The following is a 17,913-nucleotide window of genomic DNA, read 5'->3' on the forward strand; positions in this document are numbered from 1 at the left end:
TATCAGGTGCCTCTTCGCAGACCTCTCTGCGGGTTGAGTGCCATTCGCAGCGGGGAAAGGTGTCGAGTTGAGCGAGAAATCGGTGGACCTCGTGCTGGAAGGCGGGGGAGTGAAGGGCATCGCGCTGCTCGGCGCGGTGCTGGTGCTGGCCGACGCGGGATATCGGTTCCAGCGAATCGCCGGGACGAGTGCGGGCGCGATAGTGGCGGCTTTGGTGGCCGCGTACCAAAAAGAGGGAAAGAACCTGTGGGAGCTCGCCGACGTCATGCGGGAGGTGGACTACCGCCGGTTCGCGGACGAACCTTGGCCGCAGCGGGCGACCGGCGTGGTGGGCGACGCCCTGTCCGCCTTCGTGCACGGCGGATCCCACGACGGTGACCACCTCGTGGAGTGGTTGACGCCGTTGCTCGCGGGCGTCGGCGTGCGCACGTTCGCCGATCTCCGCTGCCCCGACGGAGGCGGTTCACTGGAGGACCACCAGAAGTACTCGCTCGTGGTGCACGCGAGCGACCTCTCACGCCGCGCCCTGGTGCGCCTGCCCTGGGACTACGCGCTGTACGGCCTGAACGCGGACGACCAGAGCGTCGTGGACGCCGTCCGCGCTTCGATGGCGATCCCGTTCTACTTCCGGCCGGTCCACGTCACGACGGGGCGAGGAACCTGCACGTGGGTCGACGGCGGCCTGCTCGCCAACTTCCCGATCACGGTGTTCGACCGCACCGACGGCCGATCCGCCCGGTGGCCCACCTGGGGCGTCAAGCTCTCCGGCCGCCCGGTGGCCGGCCATGACCGTCCCGTTCGCACGGTGGCGGGCATCGCGGCCGGCTGCCTGCGGACGCTGACCGGTGACTGGAACCGGCACCGGCTCGACAGCGAGGGCGTCGGCCGCCGGACGATGTTCGTGGACACGATGAACATCTCGGCCACCGACTTCGGCATCTCCCGCGCCGACCAGGAGACGCTGCTCGAGAACGGGCGGCGGGCAGCCCACGAGTTCCTGGACAGCACGTCCTCCGGCCACCGGCTCGCGGGGTGATCGAGGTGAACGGATCGGCGGGCGCCGGGGACGTGTTCTCCTCGAGGAACGAACAGGGCGGCTTCCGGACCCACGCGGCGGTCCTGCTCGTCGCGGTCAACATCGGGCTGCTCGTGGCGGGTGTCGCCTCGTCGTTCTGGTTCTTCGGCACGAGCATCGGCGTCGCCGGGCTGGCGGTCGCGCTGCCCGCCACCAGCCTGTGCACCTTCATCGTCCTGTTCACCGACCACCGGGACATCAGAACCGCGGTGATGGGCGCGTTCACCGTGCTGTACCTCGGTTTCGTCTCGGCCACCTTCAACACCGAGTTCGTCACGATGATGAACGACCAGAACGGGTTCGGGCGTCACGTCTACGACAGCTTCAACACGTTCATGCTGGTGATGCTCGGGTTCTACTTCGGGGGCAAGGCCGTCGAACGGGTCATGACCAAACGGTCCCGCCACACCGGTGAGCACAAGGATCCGAGTGCGGACTGGCCTGTCGTCGCGACCGGTTCGGTTCAGCCGCCGGGAAACCCGTCAGGTTCCAGCTGAACGACGTGCACCCGGTCGCGCAGGGCGTGCGCGACCGAGTCGAATCCCTTCTTGACGTACTCGCCCTGTGCCGCGAACACCGCCTCGGCGTACTTGCCGGTGAACGTCTCGAACGTGCGGTAGCTGCACCGGCCGGCGCCGAGCGGGGTGATCACCTGGTCGCGCGTGCCGAGCAGGCCGGGGAACGTGTCACCGGTGTCGTAGCGCAGCAACCGCGGCGGCTCGACGACGCGGATGTACTCGCGGCTGACCCACGTGCCCTCACTCCCGTCGGGCTTGGGCAGCGTGAGGTCGATCGGCGAGCCGACGGCCAGGGTCGTGTCCACGGCCAGGGTGTACGGATTCCACTGTGGATAGTTCGGGTAGTCCAGCAGCACGCCCCAGACGAGCTCGGCGGGTGCCTCGATCTCCACGGTGACCGACTCGATGAGGTAGCTCATGCCGGCATGTACTCCCCGCCGTTGACGTCCAGGACCGCACCGGTGACCTCGGAAGCGCACCGGGACAACAGGAACAGCACCGCGCCCGTGCAGGCTTCGTCGGTCGGGATGCGGCCGAGAGGGTTCCGCGAGGCGATCTCGTCGTACACGTCCTGCTCGCTCACCCCGCGCGACTCCGCGGTGAACTTGAGGTAGAACCGCACCCCCGGACCGTCCAGCCACCCCATGATCGCCTGGTTCGCGCGGATGCCGTGCTGGCCGAGTTCCAGTGCGAGGAACTGGGTCGCGGTCGCCATGGCCGACTTCGCCACCGCGTAACCGGCCTCGCCGCGCATCGGTTTGCGCGTGGTCATGGTGCCGATGTTGACGATCGAACCGCGCCCGGCCGCCTTCATGTGCGGCACGACCTCGCGGGTCACGTTCAACGCGCCGTACAGGATGATGTCCATCGACCGGCGGATCGCCTTCTCGGGGGTCTCCAGCAGGTCGGAGAAACCGGGATGCCCGAACGCCGAGTTCACCAGCCCGGTGATCTTCCCGAACCGGTCGACCGCAGTCGAGACCAGGTGCGCGACCTCCTCGGGCCTGCGGACGTCGCACTGCACACCGACGGCCTCGCCACCGGCCGCCGTGACGTCCTTCTCCACCTGCTTCATCACGTCGGCTGAGCGGGCGGCCATCACGACCTTCGCGCCCTCGGCGGCGGCGCGGGTGGCGAGCTTCGAACCCAGACCGGGGCCGACGCCGGTGATCACCACGACCTCGTCTTGCAGCATCACAGGTAGACCTCCGAGTAGAAGGCGAAGTCGCGGTGGAGCTGGTCCTCGGACAGCCCGAAGTCCGTTGGCGCGTAGGAATGTGAGCCGTGCCGTTCGGTGCGGTTCTGCGCCAGGTAGGCCTCGAACGCCGCGTCGTCGGCAGGGCCGGCGGGCAGGCCCAGCGCGTCGAGCACGTTGCGGGCGACCTCCACGGGTTTGCTGACGGTGTCGGCGAACCGCACGTCCACGAACCGGTCGGGGCGCGCCTCCCTGGCGGAGGCGAAGTCCCGCAACGTCCTGGCGAACCGGCGCGACCAGTACTGTCCGATGCGGACCGGGTCGACGCTTTCGCTGTACTGCGACGACATCGCGCGCACCATCGAGGCGTACGACGGCACGGCGTTGGCGGGCGAGCGGTGCGTCATCACGATCTTGCAGCCGGCGAACGTGTCGAACACGGTGTCGACCGCGGTCAGGTGGTGGGGTGACTTGAGCACCCACGGGCGTCCGGCGCGAGCGGGGTTCTGCCACTGCAACACCTGCAGCCACTCGCGCAGCTCGGCGTAGGCCTTCGACTGATCGGCGGAGCGCAGCCAGTCGCCGTACGAAGGCACCCAGTAGAACGAGTCGTAGCTCATCGATACGAACGTCCGGTCGAGCAGGATCACGTCCTCCTCCGGCCCGTCCCACACGACCGTGTGCAGGTCGCCGAAGTCGGGGGAGAGCTGCGCGAACATCTGCATGCGTTCCTGGGCACGGCGTTTGCGCACCGCCGCGTCCGGTCCCTCGCCCGGGAACGGGATCGGGTAGGCGACCTCCCACGACAGCGTCGAGGTGACCTGGGGCGACGCGGCCAGCAACCGGTGCAGCAGGGTCGATCCGGTGCGCGGCAGACCGCAGATCTCCGCGGCCACGCGCACTTCCTCGTCCAGCACCGCCGGGTGTTCGCGTTGCCACGCGCGCAGCCGCAGCCGGTCGCAGAGCAACGCGGTCAGCCGGTGCCTGGTCAGCTCGAAGCCCGGCGGTGACAGCGCGGCCTCGGTGTTGAGGCTCGTCACGAGCACGTCCAGCGGTTCGCGGAACCAGTCGTCACCGAAGTCCGAGAGCCCTGTCTTCGCGCGGGCCTTGTCCATCAGCTCCGGGACGTTCAGCGCGGTCGTGACCGTCATCGGATCTCCTCCAGGGAAACCACGCGGCACTTGGGGATCGGGTGTTCGGAGGCGCCGAGCCAGCGCAGCAACGCCGTGCCGGAGCTGTGCCCGCACGTGTCGATCCAGTTCGCGACGCCCGGATCCCGTTCCGCCACCACGATCGTCAGCCGGCCGTCCGTGTCCAGGACGGCGGTGTGCTTGTTCACGGTGATCCTGCGGTGGTGGTCGAGCGACTCCATCCACCAGTTGCCGAGCTGGAAGTTCCAGTACGGGCACTCGGGTACGCCGGTCTCGATCACCCACGCCTCGCCGGGGCGCAGCGTCCAGTACCCGTGCAGGTAGAAGATCTCCGGATCGCCGCCGGCGCGCTGGAACATCTCCTGGCCGAAGTCGGGGAGCTCGTTGGGGCGCGCCATGAACGTCCGCGTCCAGTGCGCGAACGTCGCCGCGGTGCCGTGCACGGACAGCGCCGCCCGTTGCAGCGCCTTCGCCAGGAACTCGGGGGTGAGCTCCGCGGGTTCGGCCGGTCCGCCGATCTGTTCGACGTGCCATTCGCCCGGCTGTTCGGTCGTGCGGTCGAGATAGGTCTGGCGCACCACCAGGCCGGTCGAGTCCGGGGCCAGCGGAAGCCAGTTGGTGCCCTGGCGGACCGCGCTCGCGATGATCTCCACCGTGCCGTCCGGCTCGATCACCAGGTCGGCGTCGGACAGCTCACCGGTGGACGCCATCGTGCCGTCCTTGGCGTACCGGTTGGCCTTGGAGCCGATGCTGAAGTACGCGATGCTGCCGCGCGTCCCGGTGATCCGGTAGGTGCGGTCACCGCGGATGTTCGCGGACAGGTAGACGTTGTCCGGGTTGTCCGCGCCGATCTTCACCAGGTCGAGCTGGTGGAACCGGGGGAAGTCGGGATCGGCGTTGTCCAGGCAGGAGTACAGCATCTCGCGGGTCAGCCTGGCGAGGTACCGGTAGCCCTCCGCGCGGTCGAGCGGGGTGTCCGGTGCCCCGTCCGCGCAGATCACCTCACCGGCCTTCTCCAGCGCCCGGCAGAACTGCGACCACGCCTGATCCGGCACGGAACCCTCCCGAATTTAGAACGTGTTCTAGCTGAACATACCCGATTCTGGACAACGTTCAACAGATGCCGAGCGCGCGCAGTCTGGCCACCACGACCTCGGCGGCCTGCTCGGGGCTCAGCTCCGTGGTGTCGAGCCTCACCTCGGGGTTCTCCGGTGGTTCGTAGGGCGAGTCGATGCCGGTGAAGTTCGTCAGCTCGCCCCTCCGGGCCCGTGCGTAGAGGCCTTTCGGGTCACGCTGCTCGGCGACCTCCAAGGGCGTGTCCACGAAGACCTCGCAGAACTCGTTCTCGGCGACCAGGCTCCGTGCCAGCGCCCGCTCGGCCCGGAACGGCGAGATGAACGAGACGAGCACGATCAGCCCGGCGTCGACCATCAGCGCGGCGACCTCGGCGATGCGCCGGATGTTCTCGACGCGGTCGGCGTCGCTGAAGCCGAGGTCGGAGTTCAGCCCGTGCCGGACGTTGTCGCCGTCCAGCAGGAACGTGTGCCTGCCGTCGGCGTGCAGGGCCTTCTCGACCAGGTCGGCGATCGTGGACTTGCCCGCGCCGGACAAGCCGGTCAGCCACACCACGCACGGCCGGTGCCCGTTGCGTTCGATCCGCGCCTGCTTGTCCACGGTCAGCGTCTGCCAGCGCAGGTTCGGCGACCGCAGCGCGAAATCGATCATCCCCGCGCCGACCGTGGCGTTCGTCAGCCGGTCGAGCACCACGAACGAGCCCAGGTCGCGGTTGGTGCGGTAGCTCTCGAACGGCACCGGCGCGTCGAAGTGCACGCTGTCGACGCCGATCTCGTTGAGCTGCAAAGCTTTCGTGGCGGTGAATCCGAGGGTGCGCGCGCCGATCTTGGCGAGGTAGTGCCTGCCGGGCAACAGGCCGGCCTCGTTCAGCCACACCAGATGCGCCTGGAACGTGTCGGCCACCCTCGGCGGATCCGCTGCCGAGGCCAGCACGTCACCGCGGCTCGCGTCCACGTCATCGGCGAGCACGACCGTGACCGACGATCCCGCGAGGGCCTCAGTCAAGTCGCCGTCCATCGTGACGATCCGCTCCACAGTGGATGCACGGTCACCGGGCAACACCCGGACTTCATCGCCTTGGCGCAAAGTCCCTCGCAGCACCCGCCCGGAGAAGCCGCGGAACGTCGCGTCCGGCCGGTTCACCCACTGCACGAGGAACCGGGACGGCCCGTTCTCCTCGGGGGTGACGACCACCGACTCCAGCCACTGCAGCAGGGTTTTCCCGTCGTACCAGGGCGTCAGCTCGCTGTGCCCGACCACGTTGACGCCCTCGGTCGCGGACATCGGCACACAGGTGATCTCCGCGAAACCCAGGTCGGCGGCGAACTCCGTGAACTCGAAGCGCACCTTCTCGAACGCCTCCCGCGAGTAGCTCAGGAGATCGAGCTTGTTCACGGCCAGTGCGACATGCCGAATGCCCAGCAACGACGCGATGCGGGCGTGCCGGCGCGTCTGGCTGAGCACACCTTTGCTCGCGTCGAGCAGGATCACCGCGGCATCGGCGGTGGACGCGCCGGTGACCATGTTGCGCGTGTACTGCTCATGCCCTGGTGTGTCCGCGACGATGAACCTCCGCGCCTCCGTGGCGAAGAACCGGTACGCGACGTCGATCGTGATGCCCTGCTCGCGTTCGGCGGCAAGCCCGTCCACGAGCAGCGCGAAGTCCAGCTCACCGCCACGCGTCCCGACCCGCCGGGAATCGGCTTCGAGCGCGGCGAGGTGGTCCGCGTACAGCAGCTTCGACTCGTACAGCAGCCTGCCGATCAGCGTGCTCTTGCCGTCGTCGACGCTGCCGCAGGTGATGAACCGCAGAAGTTCCATCAGAAGTAGCCTTCCCGCTTCTTGCGCTCCATCGACCCGCTCTGGTCGTGGTCGATCAGCCGCCCCTGCCGTTCGGACGTGGTCGCGGCCCGCATCTCCTCGACGATCTCCGCGACCGTCCGCGCCTCGCTGCGCACCGCACCGGTCAGCGGATAGCAACCCAACGTGCGGAAACGGACGAGTTCCTGGCGCGGCGGTTCGGACAGCGGCATCCGGTCGTCGTCGGCCATGATCAGCATGCCGTCAAGGTCGACGACCGGCCGCTGGGCGGCGAAGTACAGCGGCACCACGGGAATCCGCTCGCGCTCGACATACCGCCACACGTCCAGCTCGGTCCAGTTGGACAGCGGGAACACCCTGATGCTCTCGCCGGGTGCGACCCGCGTGTTGTAGAGCCGCCACAGCTCCGGCCGCTGGTTCTTCGGATCCCACTGGTGCTGCGCGGTCCGGAACGAGAACACCCTTTCCTTGGCACGGGAGGCTTCCTCGTCCCGCCGCGCGCCGCCGAACGCGACGTCGAACCGGTGCTCGTCGAGCGCCTGGCGCAGTCCCTGGGTCTTCCAGAGGTCGGTGTGCCGGGCGGAACCGTGGTCGAACGGGTTGATGCCGAGCGCCACGCACTCCGGGTTGCGGTGCACGATCAGCTCCAGCCCGAGCTCAGCGGCCGTCCGGTCGCGGAACTCGATCATCTCCCGGAACTTCCACGTCGTGTCCACGTGCAGCAACGGAAACGGCGGCTTCGACGGGTAGAACGCCTTGCGTGCCAAGTGGAGCAGCACCGAGCTGTCCTTGCCGATCGAGTACAGCAACACCGGTCGCTCGCTCTCCGCGACCGCCTCGCGGAAGATGTCGACGCTGTCGGCTTCGAGCCGGTCGAGGTGGTCCACGCACCGACGGTAGCAATGAACCTGAACAACGTTCAATATGCTTTTGAACGTTGTTCAACATAGGATCCCGCTGTGAGCACCGAGCAAACGGCCTGGGGTGACGCGGAAGGCAGGCGGCGGGACATCCTGTCGTCGGCCGAGCTGATCCTCGAACAGAGCGGCTACGCGGGTCTGACCATGCGAGCGATCGCGGTGGGCGCGGGAGTCAGTTCCGGCACCGTGTACCAGTACTTCTCCGGCAAGGAGGACGTGTTCGCGGCGCTGATGGAACGGCGGCTGGACGAGCTGCAGCACACGCTCGCGAACCTCGACAGGAGCCTCGGCATCGCGGGTGTGCTGCGCGAGATCGAGCCCCAGGTCACCGAGCTGTGGCGCCGGTTCGGGCGGTCGGCGGCGCAGTGGGAGGCGAAGGTGCTCTCCGGCGGCCGCAGGGGCAAGGAGATCACCGGGTCCGCGCAGGACTACCGCAAGACGATCAAGGCGCTCGCCAGGGCGCTGAGCGAGACCGCGGCGGCGAGCGGCCAGACGCTGATCGATGACCCGGCGCTGCCGCACTGGGTGTGGGACTCGCTGATCGGGCTGGCGGACGACCTGCTGCTGCAGGGCGCACGCAGCAACCGGGTGAAGCCGGCGCACCTCGTCGAGTTCGCGACCGGTGCGATCGAACGGGGCGTCATCGCCCGGTGACGAGTGAGTCCAGTGTGGCGCCGCCGTGCTCGCCGTAGTACTGGCGGGAGCCGTCGTGTGGTCGGCTTGGTCGGCTTGGTCGGGTCTGTCGACCTGCTGCTGCAGGGCGCACGCAGCAACCGGGTGAAGCCGGCGCACCTCGTCGAGTTCGCGACCGGTGCGATCGAACGGGGCGTCATCGCCCGGTGACGAGTGAGTCCAGCGTGGCGCCGCTGTGCTCGCCGCAGTGCCGGCGGGAGGCGTCGAGCGTGGCCGGCTTGTCCGCTTCGTCGGGTCTGCCGACCTGACCGAAGAGCCGTCTCAGCAGCTCGACCTGTTCGTCGAGGCCGACGCGCAGGAAGTCGCTGCAGGTGGAACGGACGGTGAGCCGGTCGTCCCGCGGCATCAGGTCCAGCGGTCCGGTCACGAAGAGCAGCGCGACGACGATCGCCAGGCCGAACGCGATCACGGCACCACCGGACGAGCTCTTCCGCGGCGCGAGCCAGGTCTGAGCCTGCTCGACGAACGGTTCCGGCTCGGCGAGGGCGGTGTCGATCCAGAACTCGACGCTGTCGCCGCCCGCCAGGTCGAACTGGACGTGACCTGCGACGAACATGATGCGGACGACCTGTTTCCGCTCGTAGGAACCCGTCCAGAAGGGGTCGGGCCGCACGAGCACGAGCCGGTCGGGCAGCAGGTACACGACGTCGCGCTCGCCGCGGGCGAGTCGCTCGGTCTGGCCTGGCTGCACCACCGTGCCCGCCAGCCGCGCCAGCACCTGGTCGTGTTCGTGCGCGCCGAGAGCCGCGGAGGCCGTCGACCACAGATCGGGTTCCACGACCGTGCTATCGCTCTGAGCGTGGACCTTGGTTAGCCGCCGGGCCGATGTTCGTCTTAATGGCTCTCGTCACGTGGCCGGGGCACGACCGGAAGGTCGTACCTGCGCCGGATGCTGGTGCCGAGCACGCCGATGTCGGCTCCGTAGACGTGGATCGAGATCGCCACCGACGACGAGTTGTTGCGGACCTTGTGGATGTCGCCCGGCGGCACCAGGTACGACGCCACGCCTTCGGGGGTCCGGTTCACCCGCAACGGGATCAGCCCGTTGCCCGCGAGCCGGTAGGTGGTCTCTTCTTCTTCACCGACGTACGTGCCGACCACACACCACGACACGTGGTCGTGGATGCACGTTTCCTGACCCGGCAGCCAGACCAGGGCGACCACCGAGAAGCTGCCGTCCGGCTCGACGTGCAGGACGTGCTGGCGGTAGTGGTTCGGGTCGGGTTCCCGGTGGTCGCGGTCCAGCAGGCCGCGGTCGGCGAGATGGCCGGTCAGGGCCCTGGCGACGCGTGCGGCGACGGTGGCGTCGTCACCTCCGGCGGTCACGGCTTCGCGGATGTCGCCGACCAGGAGTGCGGCGGTGGGGGAGAGCAGACGAGGCATGGCGGTGACTCCTTCGCTGGGTCACGTGATCAACAGAGCGCCGGCCAGCGCCACCGCGGCGATCAGGACCGTGGACAGCAGGCCCAGCGTCAGCGCGGGCAGGCCGGAGCGGACGAGAGAGCGCAGGCGCACGGCCGTGCCCAGGGCGAACATGCCGGCGGCCAGCAGCAGGTTGTCCACGAACGTCGCGAGCGACAGCACCGCGTCCGGCAGGACGTCAGTGGCGCGCACGGCGGCCGCGACCAGGAATCCCACGACGAACAACGGCACGATCGGCGGGCGCTTGCCGGCGTCCGGGAACCTGCGGCGTTCGCTGATGCTCACCGCGGCGAGCATCGGGGCCAGCAGCACGACCCTGGTCAGCTTCACCGCGACCGCGATGGCGAGGGCGCCGGTGACCGGTCCCGCGGCGGCGACCACCTGGGCGACCTCGTGGACGCTTCCGCCGGCCCACACCCCGTAGCCGGCGGGGGACAGGCCGGTGAGCGGGTGCAGCGCGGGCAGGCTGAACATCGCCACGGTGCCGAAGAGGGTGACGAGGCCGAGCGCCCTGGCGACGTCCTCCTCGTCCTGCTCCCGCACGCCGTTCATGGCGGCGACGGCCGACGCGCCGCAGATCGAGAACCCGGTGGCGATCAGCAACGACAGCCCCTCGCCCACGCCGAGCACCCTGCCGAGCCAGCGCGTCACGGCGAACGTCACCACCACGGCGACGACCGCCAGCGCCAGCACCTCGTAACCGAGTGCCAGCACGTCCCTGACCACGAGCTTCAGCCCGAGCAGCACGATGCCGAGGCGCAGCAGCCGCCGTCCGGCGAGCTTGAACCCCGGGCTGAGCGACGCGGGGAGACGCACGACGTTGGCCACGACAGCGCCGAGCAGCACCGCCACGGTAAGCGCACTGACAGAGGGCAGCATCCAGGCGGCGAACATCGCGACGGTGACACCACCGGCGACCACGGCCAGGCCGGGTACCGGTGAGTCGGTCGCGCGCGGCGTTGTCCGGATGCTGCCCATGACAGCAACCATGACCCCGGTGATCTATGGGGAGAAGAGGCCCATTCCTTGGGTGGGTATAAGTCGCGCTTATGTCAGGCGGTGGCCGCCGCCGTGACCATGGCGTCCACCGTGGCGCGCATCAGCGGCAGGCGGATCAGGTCGGGCCACGTGTAGAGGGCGGTCTCCCGTTCCGCGCTGGACTCCACCTCGACCGTGGTCAGGCCGGGGTGCTGCAGGAACGACAGCAGCAGCCGGGGCACGAGCGCGACGCCCAGCCCTGCGGTGACGAGACTCTGGATGGCCAGGTTGTCGTCGGTGGAACAGGTGATGTCGGGGGCGAAGCCGGCTTCGGCGCAGGCGTCGTGGAGGGCGCGCTGGCAGCGCGGGCACCCGGCGATCCAGCGTTCGCCCTCGGTCTCGGCGAGCGACACCCGTTCGCGACCGGCGAGCCGATGCCCGGCCGGCAGCAGCAACGCGAGCGGCTCCCGCATGAGCGGCACGCGCAGCATCCCGGCGACGGCGGCCTCGTCCTGCGGCTCACCGCGGTAGCTGAAGCTGATCACCACGTCGGCCGTGCCGCTGCGGAGCAGGGCGAACGACTCCGGCGGCTCCTCCTCGACCAGTTCGAGCCGCAGCTGGGGACGTTCCTTCGCGAGAATGGCCGCCGCGACCGGCACGAGCGAGACGTTGGCGCTGGGGAACGCGCAGATGCGGATGGTGCCGATGTCGTGCATCGCGATCGCGCTGATCTGCTGGTGCGTCGCGGCCAGCTGGTCCAGCAGTGCGGTGCCGCGCTCGGCGAGGATGCGGCCGGCCTCGGTGAGAGTCAGCCCGCGTCCGGTGCGGACGAACAGCGGCCCGCCCACGTGCCGTTCCAGTGCCCGCATCTGCTGGCTGATCGCCGGCTGGGTGCAGTGCAGCTCCCGTGCGGCCGCGCTGAACGAGCCCGTCCTGGCGACGGTCGCGAACACCTCCAGCTGGCGGGTATCGAGCACTTCCGCACCATATGCCTGATCGGCCGCCCGCGATGGACGGCCGATCAGGTGGGTGTTCTCAGAAGGTCGGCCGAGCTGACCGCGAACTCGCCCGATCAGGTTCGGGCGACGCCATCAGAAGGTCAGCTTCCAGGAGTTGATGTAGCCGGTGTCGACGCGGGCGACGTCCTGCACCTGCAACTTCCAGGTGCCGTTCGCGACCTCGCTCGACGCGTTGACCGTGAACGTCTGCACGACGTTGTCGGCGCTGTCGTTGCTCGAGTTCTGCAGCCGGTACGCCGTGCCGTCCGGGGCGATCAGGTCGATGACCAGGTCACCGCGGTACGTGTGCACGATGTTGACGTCGACCTTGAGCGTGGCCGGGGCGTTGCCCGCCACACCCGAGACCGTGATCGAGCTGCTCACGGCCGTGCCGGCGTCCGGGATGGCGACGTCGGCGGTGTTCTCGAACGAGTTGCCGGGAGGCGTGCCGGTGTCGACCGCGGCGAACGCGTCGACGCGGCCCTCGCCGAAGAAGTTGTTCTTCGCCGTGGTGCCGGAGCACCGGGTGTCGGTGCAGCTCAGGTCGTCGGCCTGGGTGGCGAGCAGCTGACGCAGCTGCGCCGGGGTGGCCGTGGGGTTGACCGACTTCAGCAGTGCGGCGACACCCGCGACGTGCGGGGCGGCCATCGACGTGCCGTCCTTCGAGCCGTACCCGCCGCCGGGGACGGTCGAGTAGACCCTCTCACCCGGCGCCGCGACGTGGACCTTGTCGGTGCCGTAGTTGGAGAACAAGGACTTGTTGTTGGTCGAGCCGATCGACGAGACGCTGACGACACCGGACACCTCGGTCGGCACGCTCAGGCACGCGTTGGTGACGTTGCGCGTGACCACAGTGGAGTCGTTGGGGCTCTTGCTGTCGCGGGTCTTGTTCGCGAGGTTGTAGTTCTCGTTGCCCGCCGCGGCCACGTTCAGCACGCCCTTGCCCTCGGCGTAGGCCACGGCGCGCTTCACGCCCTCCAGGATGGCGTCCTGGTCGGCGTTGTCCGGGCAGTTGAACAGCCACGGGTCGGTGTAGTAGCTGTTGTTGGTCACCTCGAAGCCGCGGTCACCGGAGAAGACCATGGCGCAGATGGTGTTCTCGGGGAAGAAGTACCCGGACGGCTTCTCCGCGATGCGCACCGAGGCGATCTTCACGCCCGGCGCCACGCCGACCACGCCGCGCCCGTTCTTGGCCGCCGCGATCGTGCCCGCGACGTGCGTGCCGTGGGTGTCGGTGTCCCGCCACGAACCCGCGCGGGTGTCGAGCTTGCCGTAGGCGCAGGACGCGGAGTTGGCCGCGTCGAAGTTCGCCTTGAGGTCGTCGTGCAGGTCGTCGACCCCGGTGTCGAGCACGCCGACCGTCACGGTCGCCGACCCCTGGTTGACCGCCCACGCCTTGTCGGCGCCGATCTGCGTCATGTCCGAGCGCAGGGGCTCGGACGTGGCCGGGCCGACCCGCGTCGGCTCGACCGGGAACGGCAGGCTGGCCGCCTCGGCCGGGATGTCCGACGTGCGGGTGGCGCCCACCTTCTGCACACCGGTGACGGCACGCATCCGGCTCGCGAAGTCAGCCGCACCCGAGTGCGCGACGATGACGCCGATCGCGTCGTACGTGGCCCAGACCGTGCCGCTGTTGCTCGTGATCGCCGACGTGGCACCGCTCGTGGCGCCCGGCGCCGTGATGACCAGGTACGAGCGCGTGCCCGCGAGCGGCGCCGCGGCGGCGGGGGTGGCCGCCACCAGGACACCGGCGCCCACGGCCGCGGCGATGACCGCGGTGCGCAGGCGTGATCGTGAACGCAAGAACACTGTTCCTCCAACACTCCCTAGCGGGCGATGCCCGCGCACGTTCGCGCGGGTGCAGGGGCCCGTTAAACGCGTTAGAGGAGGTCAGGACGGATTCGGGACGCGCGGTTCCAGAAATGCTCCGTTCGGTTCACGCCGAACGTCGCACGTCAGGGCCCATCAACGCCCCGTGATCAACCCGACGAAGTGGTTCAGGCCGGCCTGCACGCACGGCTCCTCGGCGTGCTTGCCGGTGCAGCTCGTCACCACAAGGCCGAAGCCGTCGGCGAACTGAGGGGGCGTGGCTTCGGCGGCGCTCGCGGCGGGGCTGGACAACGCTACGACGGTGATCATCGCGGCTGAGAGACGGATCATGGGTTTGATCATGGCGTTCGGTCCGCTCATGGAACAGGCCACCGACCGGCCACTGGTGGCCTGATCAGCGCGGCAGGTGCCGGAACAGCTCGCGCAACGCGGCCGTGGCGTTCTCGAGCAGCTCGGCGGGGACCGCGGACAGCACCTCGTCGTGCGCCTTGCTGTTCGCGATCACGACCTCCTCGGCTACCGACCGGCCGCGCGGGGTGAGGCGCACGAAGGTGCTGCGGCCGTCGGTCTGGTCCGGCTCCCGCTCCACCAGGCCGCGGCTCACGAGGCGGTTCACCACGTTGCTCGTGCCGCCGGTCGAGAGCAGCAGTGAGCGGCTGAGCTCGTTCGCCTTGAGCCGGTAGGGCTTCCCACTGCGGCGCAGGGCTGCCAGCACGTCGAAGTCGGCGCCGGTCAGGTCGAACCCGGTCACGGTGGCGCGGGTGGCCTCTCCGAGCAGTCCCGACAGCACCATCACGCGCTTGCCGAGCTCCGAGCTCGCCACGAGGGCCTCCGGGAGCTCCGCCCGCCACCGGTCCATCAGCTCATCCACACGATCCGTCACAGGTCAAAGCCTATTGCACACCGTGATAGCTTTTAGGAAAGCTTTCGAGTGAGGGGGATTCATGGAATTCGTGCTGCGCAACGCGCTGGTGATCGACACCGATCCGGTCGTGGTCATGCCCGGCACCGACGTGCTGGTGTCGGACGGCCGGATCGCCGCGGTCGGCAAGGGGTTGCCAGCGGCGACGGTGATCGACTGCACGGACCGGATCGTGCTGCCCGGTTTCGTCGACACGCATCGGCACCTGTGGCAGGTGCTGATGCGGTCGTTCTGCGCTGACATGACGCTCGGCGAGTACCTGGAGCGGATGCTGATGCCGGTCCAGGCGGTCCTCTCACCGGACGAGCTGAGGATCGGGACGCTCGCGGGTGCGCTCGAGTGCCTGGCGTCCGGGATCACGACGGTGCAGGACTTCTCGTTCGCGCCGACCTTCGGCCACGCCGAGGCCGCCGTGCGAGGGCTGCGGGAGTCCGGCGTCCGCGCGATGTACGGCTACGGTCAGCCCGTCTTCGGCCCTGCCTGCGCGGAAGAGGACGTGCGGCGTGGCGCCGCGCTGGGCGGAGGACTGGTCGACATCGCACTGGCGCCGCTCGGACCGTCCTTTTCGGACATCGGCGTCGTGGAGCGGGACTGGCTGCTCGCCCGGTCGCTGGGAATGCGCGTGGTCACGCACGTCGCCGGGAAGGAGAACCCGATCTCGGCACTGCGCGACAGGGGCCTGCTCGACGCGAACACCACGTTCGTGCACGGCAACGAGCTCGGCGACGACGAGCTGAAGCTGGTCGCCGAGGCCGGTGCGGGCGTGTCGATCGCGCCCGCCGTCGAAGCGGTGATGGGGCACGGCGTGCCGATGGTGCGCCGCACTCGCGCGTTCGGCGTGCCGACCGGCCTCGGTGTCGACACGGTGACGGCCGTCGCGGGGGACATGTTCTCCCTCATGCGCGCCGCGTTGCTCTCCGCGCATCTGAGCGAGGGAGTGCACGTCACGCCCGCGGACGTGTTGCGGATGGCGACCATCGAAGGTGCGGCGGCGATCGGCATGGCCGATCGGGTCGGGTCGCTCGGCGTGGGCAAGCACGCGGATCTGGTGGTGCTGCGGGCTGACGACCTCAACCTCCTCGGTACCCACGACCCGGTCGCCGCCCTCGTCACCGCCGCACACCCCGGCAACCTCGAGAAGGTGTTCGTCGGTGGTGTGGAGGCGGAGACGCAGGACGTGGCCGGTGCCGTCAGGGATGTCGTGGCACGCCTGAAGCGGTAGTGCGTCTCGACGGGCCCAGCTCCGCGGCGAAGAGGCGCATCAGTCCGGGCAACCGGTAGGTGTCGCCGTCGCTCCACTCGGCGAGACCGAGGTCGACCAGGTGGTCCAGCGCGGCCTCGGTCTCCAGCGGGTCCGCGCCCAGCTCGCCGGCGGCGGTGGCGGCGTCGCACAGCTCGTACCGGCCGAGGAGCCGGAACGCGTTGGCCGCCAGCGGGTCGTCGACGGCGCTGAACGCCGCGGCGCAGGCGGCGCGGACCGACTCGCCGCCGAAGCTGAGCTCGGCGAGCCTCCGCCAGTCGGGGGCCAGCCGGCGGGCCAGCCAGGCCAGCGGACGGGCGGGGCGGTGCGCGAGGATGGCGCCCGCGATCTGCAGCGCCAGCGGGATTCCGTGACAGCACTGGACGATCCGGGCGGCGGCACCGGGTTCTGCCGATGCCCTCGGCACCAGTCGCGTGAGCAGTTCCAGTCCGTCCACATCGGACAGAGGGGTGAGCCGGACGTGTTCCGCGCCGTCCAGCAGGAGCGGCGACCGGCTGGTGATCAGCACCGCGCACGGGCCGGTCGCGGGCATCAGCTCACGCAGCGGTGCGGGGCCGGTCGCGCCGTCGAGCACCACGAGCACCGCCTGGTCGGCCAGCCGGGACCGCAGCAGGGCGGCGGCCTCGTCCACCGCGTGCGGTACGTCGGAGACCCCGAGGTGCCGCAGCAGCCGATGGGGGACGCGCGTCGCCTGCCCGAGGTCGATGTAGAGCTGGCCGTCGGGGAACATCGGCGCTATGCGGTGCGCGACCTCCAGTGCCAGCGCGCTCTTGCCGACGCCGCACTGACCGTGCACCACGGCCGCGGTGGGCGTGGTGCCACAGAGCAAGGCCTGCAGCCGCGCCACCTCCCGCTCGCGGCCGCTGAACGACCGGCAGGGCGCCGGAAGCTCTTTCGGCGCGCGGAAGGAAGAGGCACGCACGGTGCTAACCGCGGTCAGTCCCGGATCGCGGTCGAGCACCGCCTGGTGCAGCTTGACGAGCTCCGGTGAGGGCTCCAGGCCGAGGCGGTCGGCGATCACCCTGCGGTAGTCGGTGAAGACGGCGAGAGCTCCCGCCAGGTCGCCCGCCCGGTACAGCGCGGTCACCAGGTGCGCCCGCGGCCGTTCCCGCAACGGGTGCTCCGCCGCGAACTCGCGCAGCGGCGTGATCAGCTCGCGGTGCTCGCCGAGGCCCAGCCGCGCGTCGAAGTGGTCCTCGGTCACCGCCAGCCGCAGCTCCTCGACCGGTGCGACCAACGCGGCGAGCGCCTCGTTGTCCGCCAGGTCCTCCAGCACCGCCCCCCGGCACGCGGAAAGCGCTTCACCGAGATGACGCGCGGCCGCCGCGTGATCACCGCGGGACAACGCGGTCCTGCCCGCGTCGGCCCGTTCGGTGAACAGGTGCAGGTCCAGCTCGCCCGGCCGCAGCGTGAGCTCGTACCCCGCCTGCCGTCCGGCGATGCGCTGTGCGCCATCGGGAAGCACCTGGCGCAGCCGATTGGCGTACGTGCGGAGGTTGGCCACCGCGGACATCGGCGGCTCGTCCGCCCACAGCGCGCGGACCAGCCTGCGGATCGGCACCGGCCGACCTGGGTTGAGCAGCAGCGTGGCGAGCAGGAGGCGTTGCTTGAGCGAGCCGAGCGCGACGTTCGTGCCGCGGGCGCGCACCTCGATTCTCCCCAGAATCCTGAACTCGACTGACACGCCGGTGATCCTGACCGCGGCCGCTGACACAACGCCGACACGACATACACGCGGACGTGTATCCGCGCTGGGCGCCGCCGTGTACCCGCTTTTCCTACGTTGACGCCACCGACGCCACCCGGCGCGGAGGAAGTGAGGGAGCGCGACACATGCGCAAGACGTTGGAGTCGCTCAGCGACAAGCTGCTCGGCATGTTCGTGGCAAAGGTGGACGTGGGCGCGGCCTGCCCGCCCGACCCGTTCTACAAGCACTGCTACTGCCGTGAACGCAGTGACTTCCGCCAGCGCTGCTCGTACAACGGCGCGTGCAGGGTCACCTGTGGCCCGTGCACGGTCTTCCGGATCTGCGGCGCGTGACCAGATGCCGTGAGT

20 protein-coding genes are annotated in these 17,913 nt (G+C 69.6%); 6 read left to right on the top strand and 14 right to left on the bottom strand.

Annotation, left to right across the window (positions count from 1 at the left end; genetic code table 11):
• The first annotated feature begins 67 nt into the window (after nt 1–67).
• Together ABFX45_RS18650 and ABFX45_RS18655 are read left to right on the top strand one after the other, a co-directional pair.
• Nucleotides 68–1,036 carry a patatin-like phospholipase family protein gene (locus ABFX45_RS18650; RefSeq protein WP_346131393.1) on the top strand — a complete coding sequence of 323 codons (969 nt, stop codon included), beginning with the start codon at nt 68–70 and terminating at the stop codon, nt 1,034–1,036.
• A gap of 5 nt (nt 1,037–1,041) precedes the next feature.
• Nucleotides 1,042–1,572, top strand: a complete 531-nt coding sequence (locus tag ABFX45_RS18655; RefSeq protein WP_146231650.1) for a hypothetical protein — start codon at nt 1,042–1,044, stop codon at nt 1,570–1,572.
• On the opposite strand, the gene ABFX45_RS18660 is transcribed toward ABFX45_RS18655, so the two are convergent.
• From ABFX45_RS18660 to cysD, 6 genes are read right to left on the bottom strand one after another with little or no spacing between them, the layout of a single operon-like run.
• Nucleotides 1,539–2,012, bottom strand: coding sequence for an SRPBCC domain-containing protein (locus ABFX45_RS18660; RefSeq protein WP_109638503.1), 474 nt, complete (start codon nt 2,010–2,012; stop codon nt 1,539–1,541). The two genes, ABFX45_RS18655 and ABFX45_RS18660, sit on opposite strands and share 34 nt — an antisense overlap.
• Complete coding sequence (locus ABFX45_RS18665) at nt 2,009–2,788, bottom strand: SDR family oxidoreductase (protein WP_109638697.1); 780 nt, start codon at nt 2,786–2,788, stop codon at nt 2,009–2,011. Before ABFX45_RS18665 ends, ABFX45_RS18660 begins: the two co-directional genes overlap by 4 nt.
• Nucleotides 2,788–3,939: a sulfotransferase family protein gene (locus tag ABFX45_RS18670; protein WP_109638504.1), complete on the bottom strand. Its 1,152-nt coding sequence runs from the start codon at nt 3,937–3,939 to the stop codon at nt 2,788–2,790. The genes ABFX45_RS18665 and ABFX45_RS18670 overlap by 1 nt, the downstream gene beginning before the upstream one ends.
• Nucleotides 3,936–4,994 (bottom strand): DUF1214 domain-containing protein, encoded by a 1,059-nt coding sequence (locus ABFX45_RS18675; protein ID WP_346131397.1) that lies wholly within the window; start codon nt 4,992–4,994, stop codon nt 3,936–3,938. The genes ABFX45_RS18670 and ABFX45_RS18675 overlap by 4 nt, the downstream gene beginning before the upstream one ends.
• A gap of 58 nt (nt 4,995–5,052) precedes the next feature.
• Complete coding sequence (gene cysC / locus ABFX45_RS18680; protein ID WP_346131398.1) at nt 5,053–6,834, bottom strand: adenylyl-sulfate kinase; 1,782 nt, start codon at nt 6,832–6,834, stop codon at nt 5,053–5,055.
• Nucleotides 6,834–7,721 (bottom strand): sulfate adenylyltransferase subunit CysD, encoded by an 888-nt coding sequence (cysD, locus tag ABFX45_RS18685; RefSeq protein ID WP_346131400.1) that lies wholly within the window; start codon nt 7,719–7,721, stop codon nt 6,834–6,836. The genes cysC and cysD overlap by 1 nt, the downstream gene beginning before the upstream one ends.
• 72 nt (nt 7,722–7,793) lie before the next feature.
• On the opposite strand from cysD, the gene ABFX45_RS18690 reads away from it, so the two are divergent.
• Both ABFX45_RS18690 and ABFX45_RS18695 read left to right on the top strand, forming a co-directional pair.
• Nucleotides 7,794–8,408, top strand: a complete 615-nt coding sequence (locus ABFX45_RS18690) for a TetR/AcrR family transcriptional regulator (protein WP_346131402.1) — start codon at nt 7,794–7,796, stop codon at nt 8,406–8,408.
• A 57-nt stretch (nt 8,409–8,465) separates the two neighbouring features.
• Entirely contained in the window at nt 8,466–8,597 is a 132-nt protein-coding gene (locus ABFX45_RS18695; RefSeq protein ID WP_346131404.1) for a hypothetical protein, read from the top strand.
• On the opposite strand, the gene ABFX45_RS18700 is transcribed toward ABFX45_RS18695, so the two are convergent.
• From ABFX45_RS18700 to ABFX45_RS18730, 7 genes are all read right to left on the bottom strand, one after another.
• Nucleotides 8,584–9,225 carry a hypothetical protein gene (locus tag ABFX45_RS18700; protein ID WP_346131406.1) on the bottom strand — a complete coding sequence of 214 codons (642 nt, stop codon included), beginning with the start codon at nt 9,223–9,225 and terminating at the stop codon, nt 8,584–8,586. The two genes, ABFX45_RS18695 and ABFX45_RS18700, sit on opposite strands and share 14 nt — an antisense overlap.
• A gap of 56 nt (nt 9,226–9,281) precedes the next feature.
• Nucleotides 9,282–9,830 (bottom strand): cysteine dioxygenase family protein, encoded by a 549-nt coding sequence (locus ABFX45_RS18705; RefSeq protein WP_112228108.1) that lies wholly within the window; start codon nt 9,828–9,830, stop codon nt 9,282–9,284.
• 21 nt (nt 9,831–9,851) lie between these two features.
• On the bottom strand, nt 9,852–10,847 hold the full coding sequence (locus tag ABFX45_RS18710) for a YeiH family protein (RefSeq protein ID WP_211337462.1): 996 nt from the start codon (nt 10,845–10,847) through the stop codon (nt 9,852–9,854).
• A gap of 74 nt (nt 10,848–10,921) precedes the next feature.
• On the bottom strand, nt 10,922–11,824 hold the full coding sequence (locus ABFX45_RS18715; protein WP_211337463.1) for a LysR family transcriptional regulator: 903 nt from the start codon (nt 11,822–11,824) through the stop codon (nt 10,922–10,924).
• A 114-nt stretch (nt 11,825–11,938) separates the two neighbouring features.
• Nucleotides 11,939–13,654, bottom strand: coding sequence for a S8 family peptidase (locus ABFX45_RS18720; protein ID WP_346131410.1), 1,716 nt, complete (start codon nt 13,652–13,654; stop codon nt 11,939–11,941).
• A gap of 156 nt (nt 13,655–13,810) precedes the next feature.
• Entirely contained in the window at nt 13,811–14,005 is a 195-nt protein-coding gene (locus ABFX45_RS18725) for a hypothetical protein (RefSeq protein ID WP_346131412.1), read from the bottom strand.
• 64 nt (nt 14,006–14,069) lie between these two features.
• Complete coding sequence (locus tag ABFX45_RS18730) at nt 14,070–14,558, bottom strand: MarR family winged helix-turn-helix transcriptional regulator (protein ID WP_211337465.1); 489 nt, start codon at nt 14,556–14,558, stop codon at nt 14,070–14,072.
• Between the two features lie 61 nt (nt 14,559–14,619).
• Here ABFX45_RS18730 and ABFX45_RS18735 point away from each other — a divergent pair, with 61 nt between their 5' ends.
• Complete coding sequence (locus ABFX45_RS18735) at nt 14,620–15,819, top strand: amidohydrolase family protein (protein ID WP_346131414.1); 1,200 nt, start codon at nt 14,620–14,622, stop codon at nt 15,817–15,819.
• Here the strand turns inward: ABFX45_RS18735 and ABFX45_RS18740 are convergent.
• The gene (locus tag ABFX45_RS18740) at nt 15,788–17,542 is read right to left on the bottom strand and encodes an AfsR/SARP family transcriptional regulator (RefSeq protein ID WP_346131416.1); all 1,755 of its coding nucleotides are present in this window, start codon (nt 17,540–17,542) and stop codon (nt 15,788–15,790) included. The two genes, ABFX45_RS18735 and ABFX45_RS18740, sit on opposite strands and share 32 nt — an antisense overlap.
• 149 nt (nt 17,543–17,691) lie before the next feature.
• Here ABFX45_RS18740 and ABFX45_RS18745 point away from each other — a divergent pair, with 149 nt between their 5' ends.
• Complete coding sequence (locus ABFX45_RS18745) at nt 17,692–17,898, top strand: hypothetical protein (RefSeq protein WP_109638516.1); 207 nt, start codon at nt 17,692–17,694, stop codon at nt 17,896–17,898.
• Nucleotides 17,899–17,913 lie beyond the last annotated feature (15 nt).

It is taken from the genome of Lentzea roselyniae, assembly GCF_039537795.1.
Taxonomy (GTDB): domain Bacteria; phylum Actinomycetota; class Actinomycetes; order Mycobacteriales; family Pseudonocardiaceae; genus Lentzea; species Lentzea atacamensis.

Excerpts from the sequence above, each read along its gene's own strand:
- ABFX45_RS18660 (WP_109638503.1), bottom strand. The coding sequence starts at position 2,012 with ATGAGCTACCTCATCGAGTCGGTCACCGTGGAGATCGAGGCACCCGCC.
- ABFX45_RS18665 (WP_109638697.1), bottom strand. The coding sequence starts at position 2,788 with ATGCTGCAAGACGAGGTCGTGGTGATCACCGGCGTCGGCCCCGGTCTG.
- ABFX45_RS18670 (WP_109638504.1), bottom strand. The coding sequence starts at position 3,939 with ATGACGGTCACGACCGCGCTGAACGTCCCGGAGCTGATGGACAAGGCC.
- cysC (WP_346131398.1), bottom strand. The coding sequence starts at position 6,834 with ATGGAACTTCTGCGGTTCATCACCTGCGGCAGCGTCGACGACGGCAAG.
- ABFX45_RS18705 (WP_112228108.1), bottom strand. The coding sequence starts at position 9,830 with ATGCCTCGTCTGCTCTCCCCCACCGCCGCACTCCTGGTCGGCGACATC.
- ABFX45_RS18710 (WP_211337462.1), bottom strand. The coding sequence starts at position 10,847 with ATGGGCAGCATCCGGACAACGCCGCGCGCGACCGACTCACCGGTACCC.
- ABFX45_RS18725 (WP_346131412.1), bottom strand. The coding sequence starts at position 14,005 with ATGATCCGTCTCTCAGCCGCGATGATCACCGTCGTAGCGTTGTCCAGC.
- ABFX45_RS18735 (WP_346131414.1), top strand. The coding sequence starts at position 14,620 with ATGGAATTCGTGCTGCGCAACGCGCTGGTGATCGACACCGATCCGGTC.
- ABFX45_RS18745 (WP_109638516.1), top strand. The coding sequence starts at position 17,692 with ATGCGCAAGACGTTGGAGTCGCTCAGCGACAAGCTGCTCGGCATGTTC.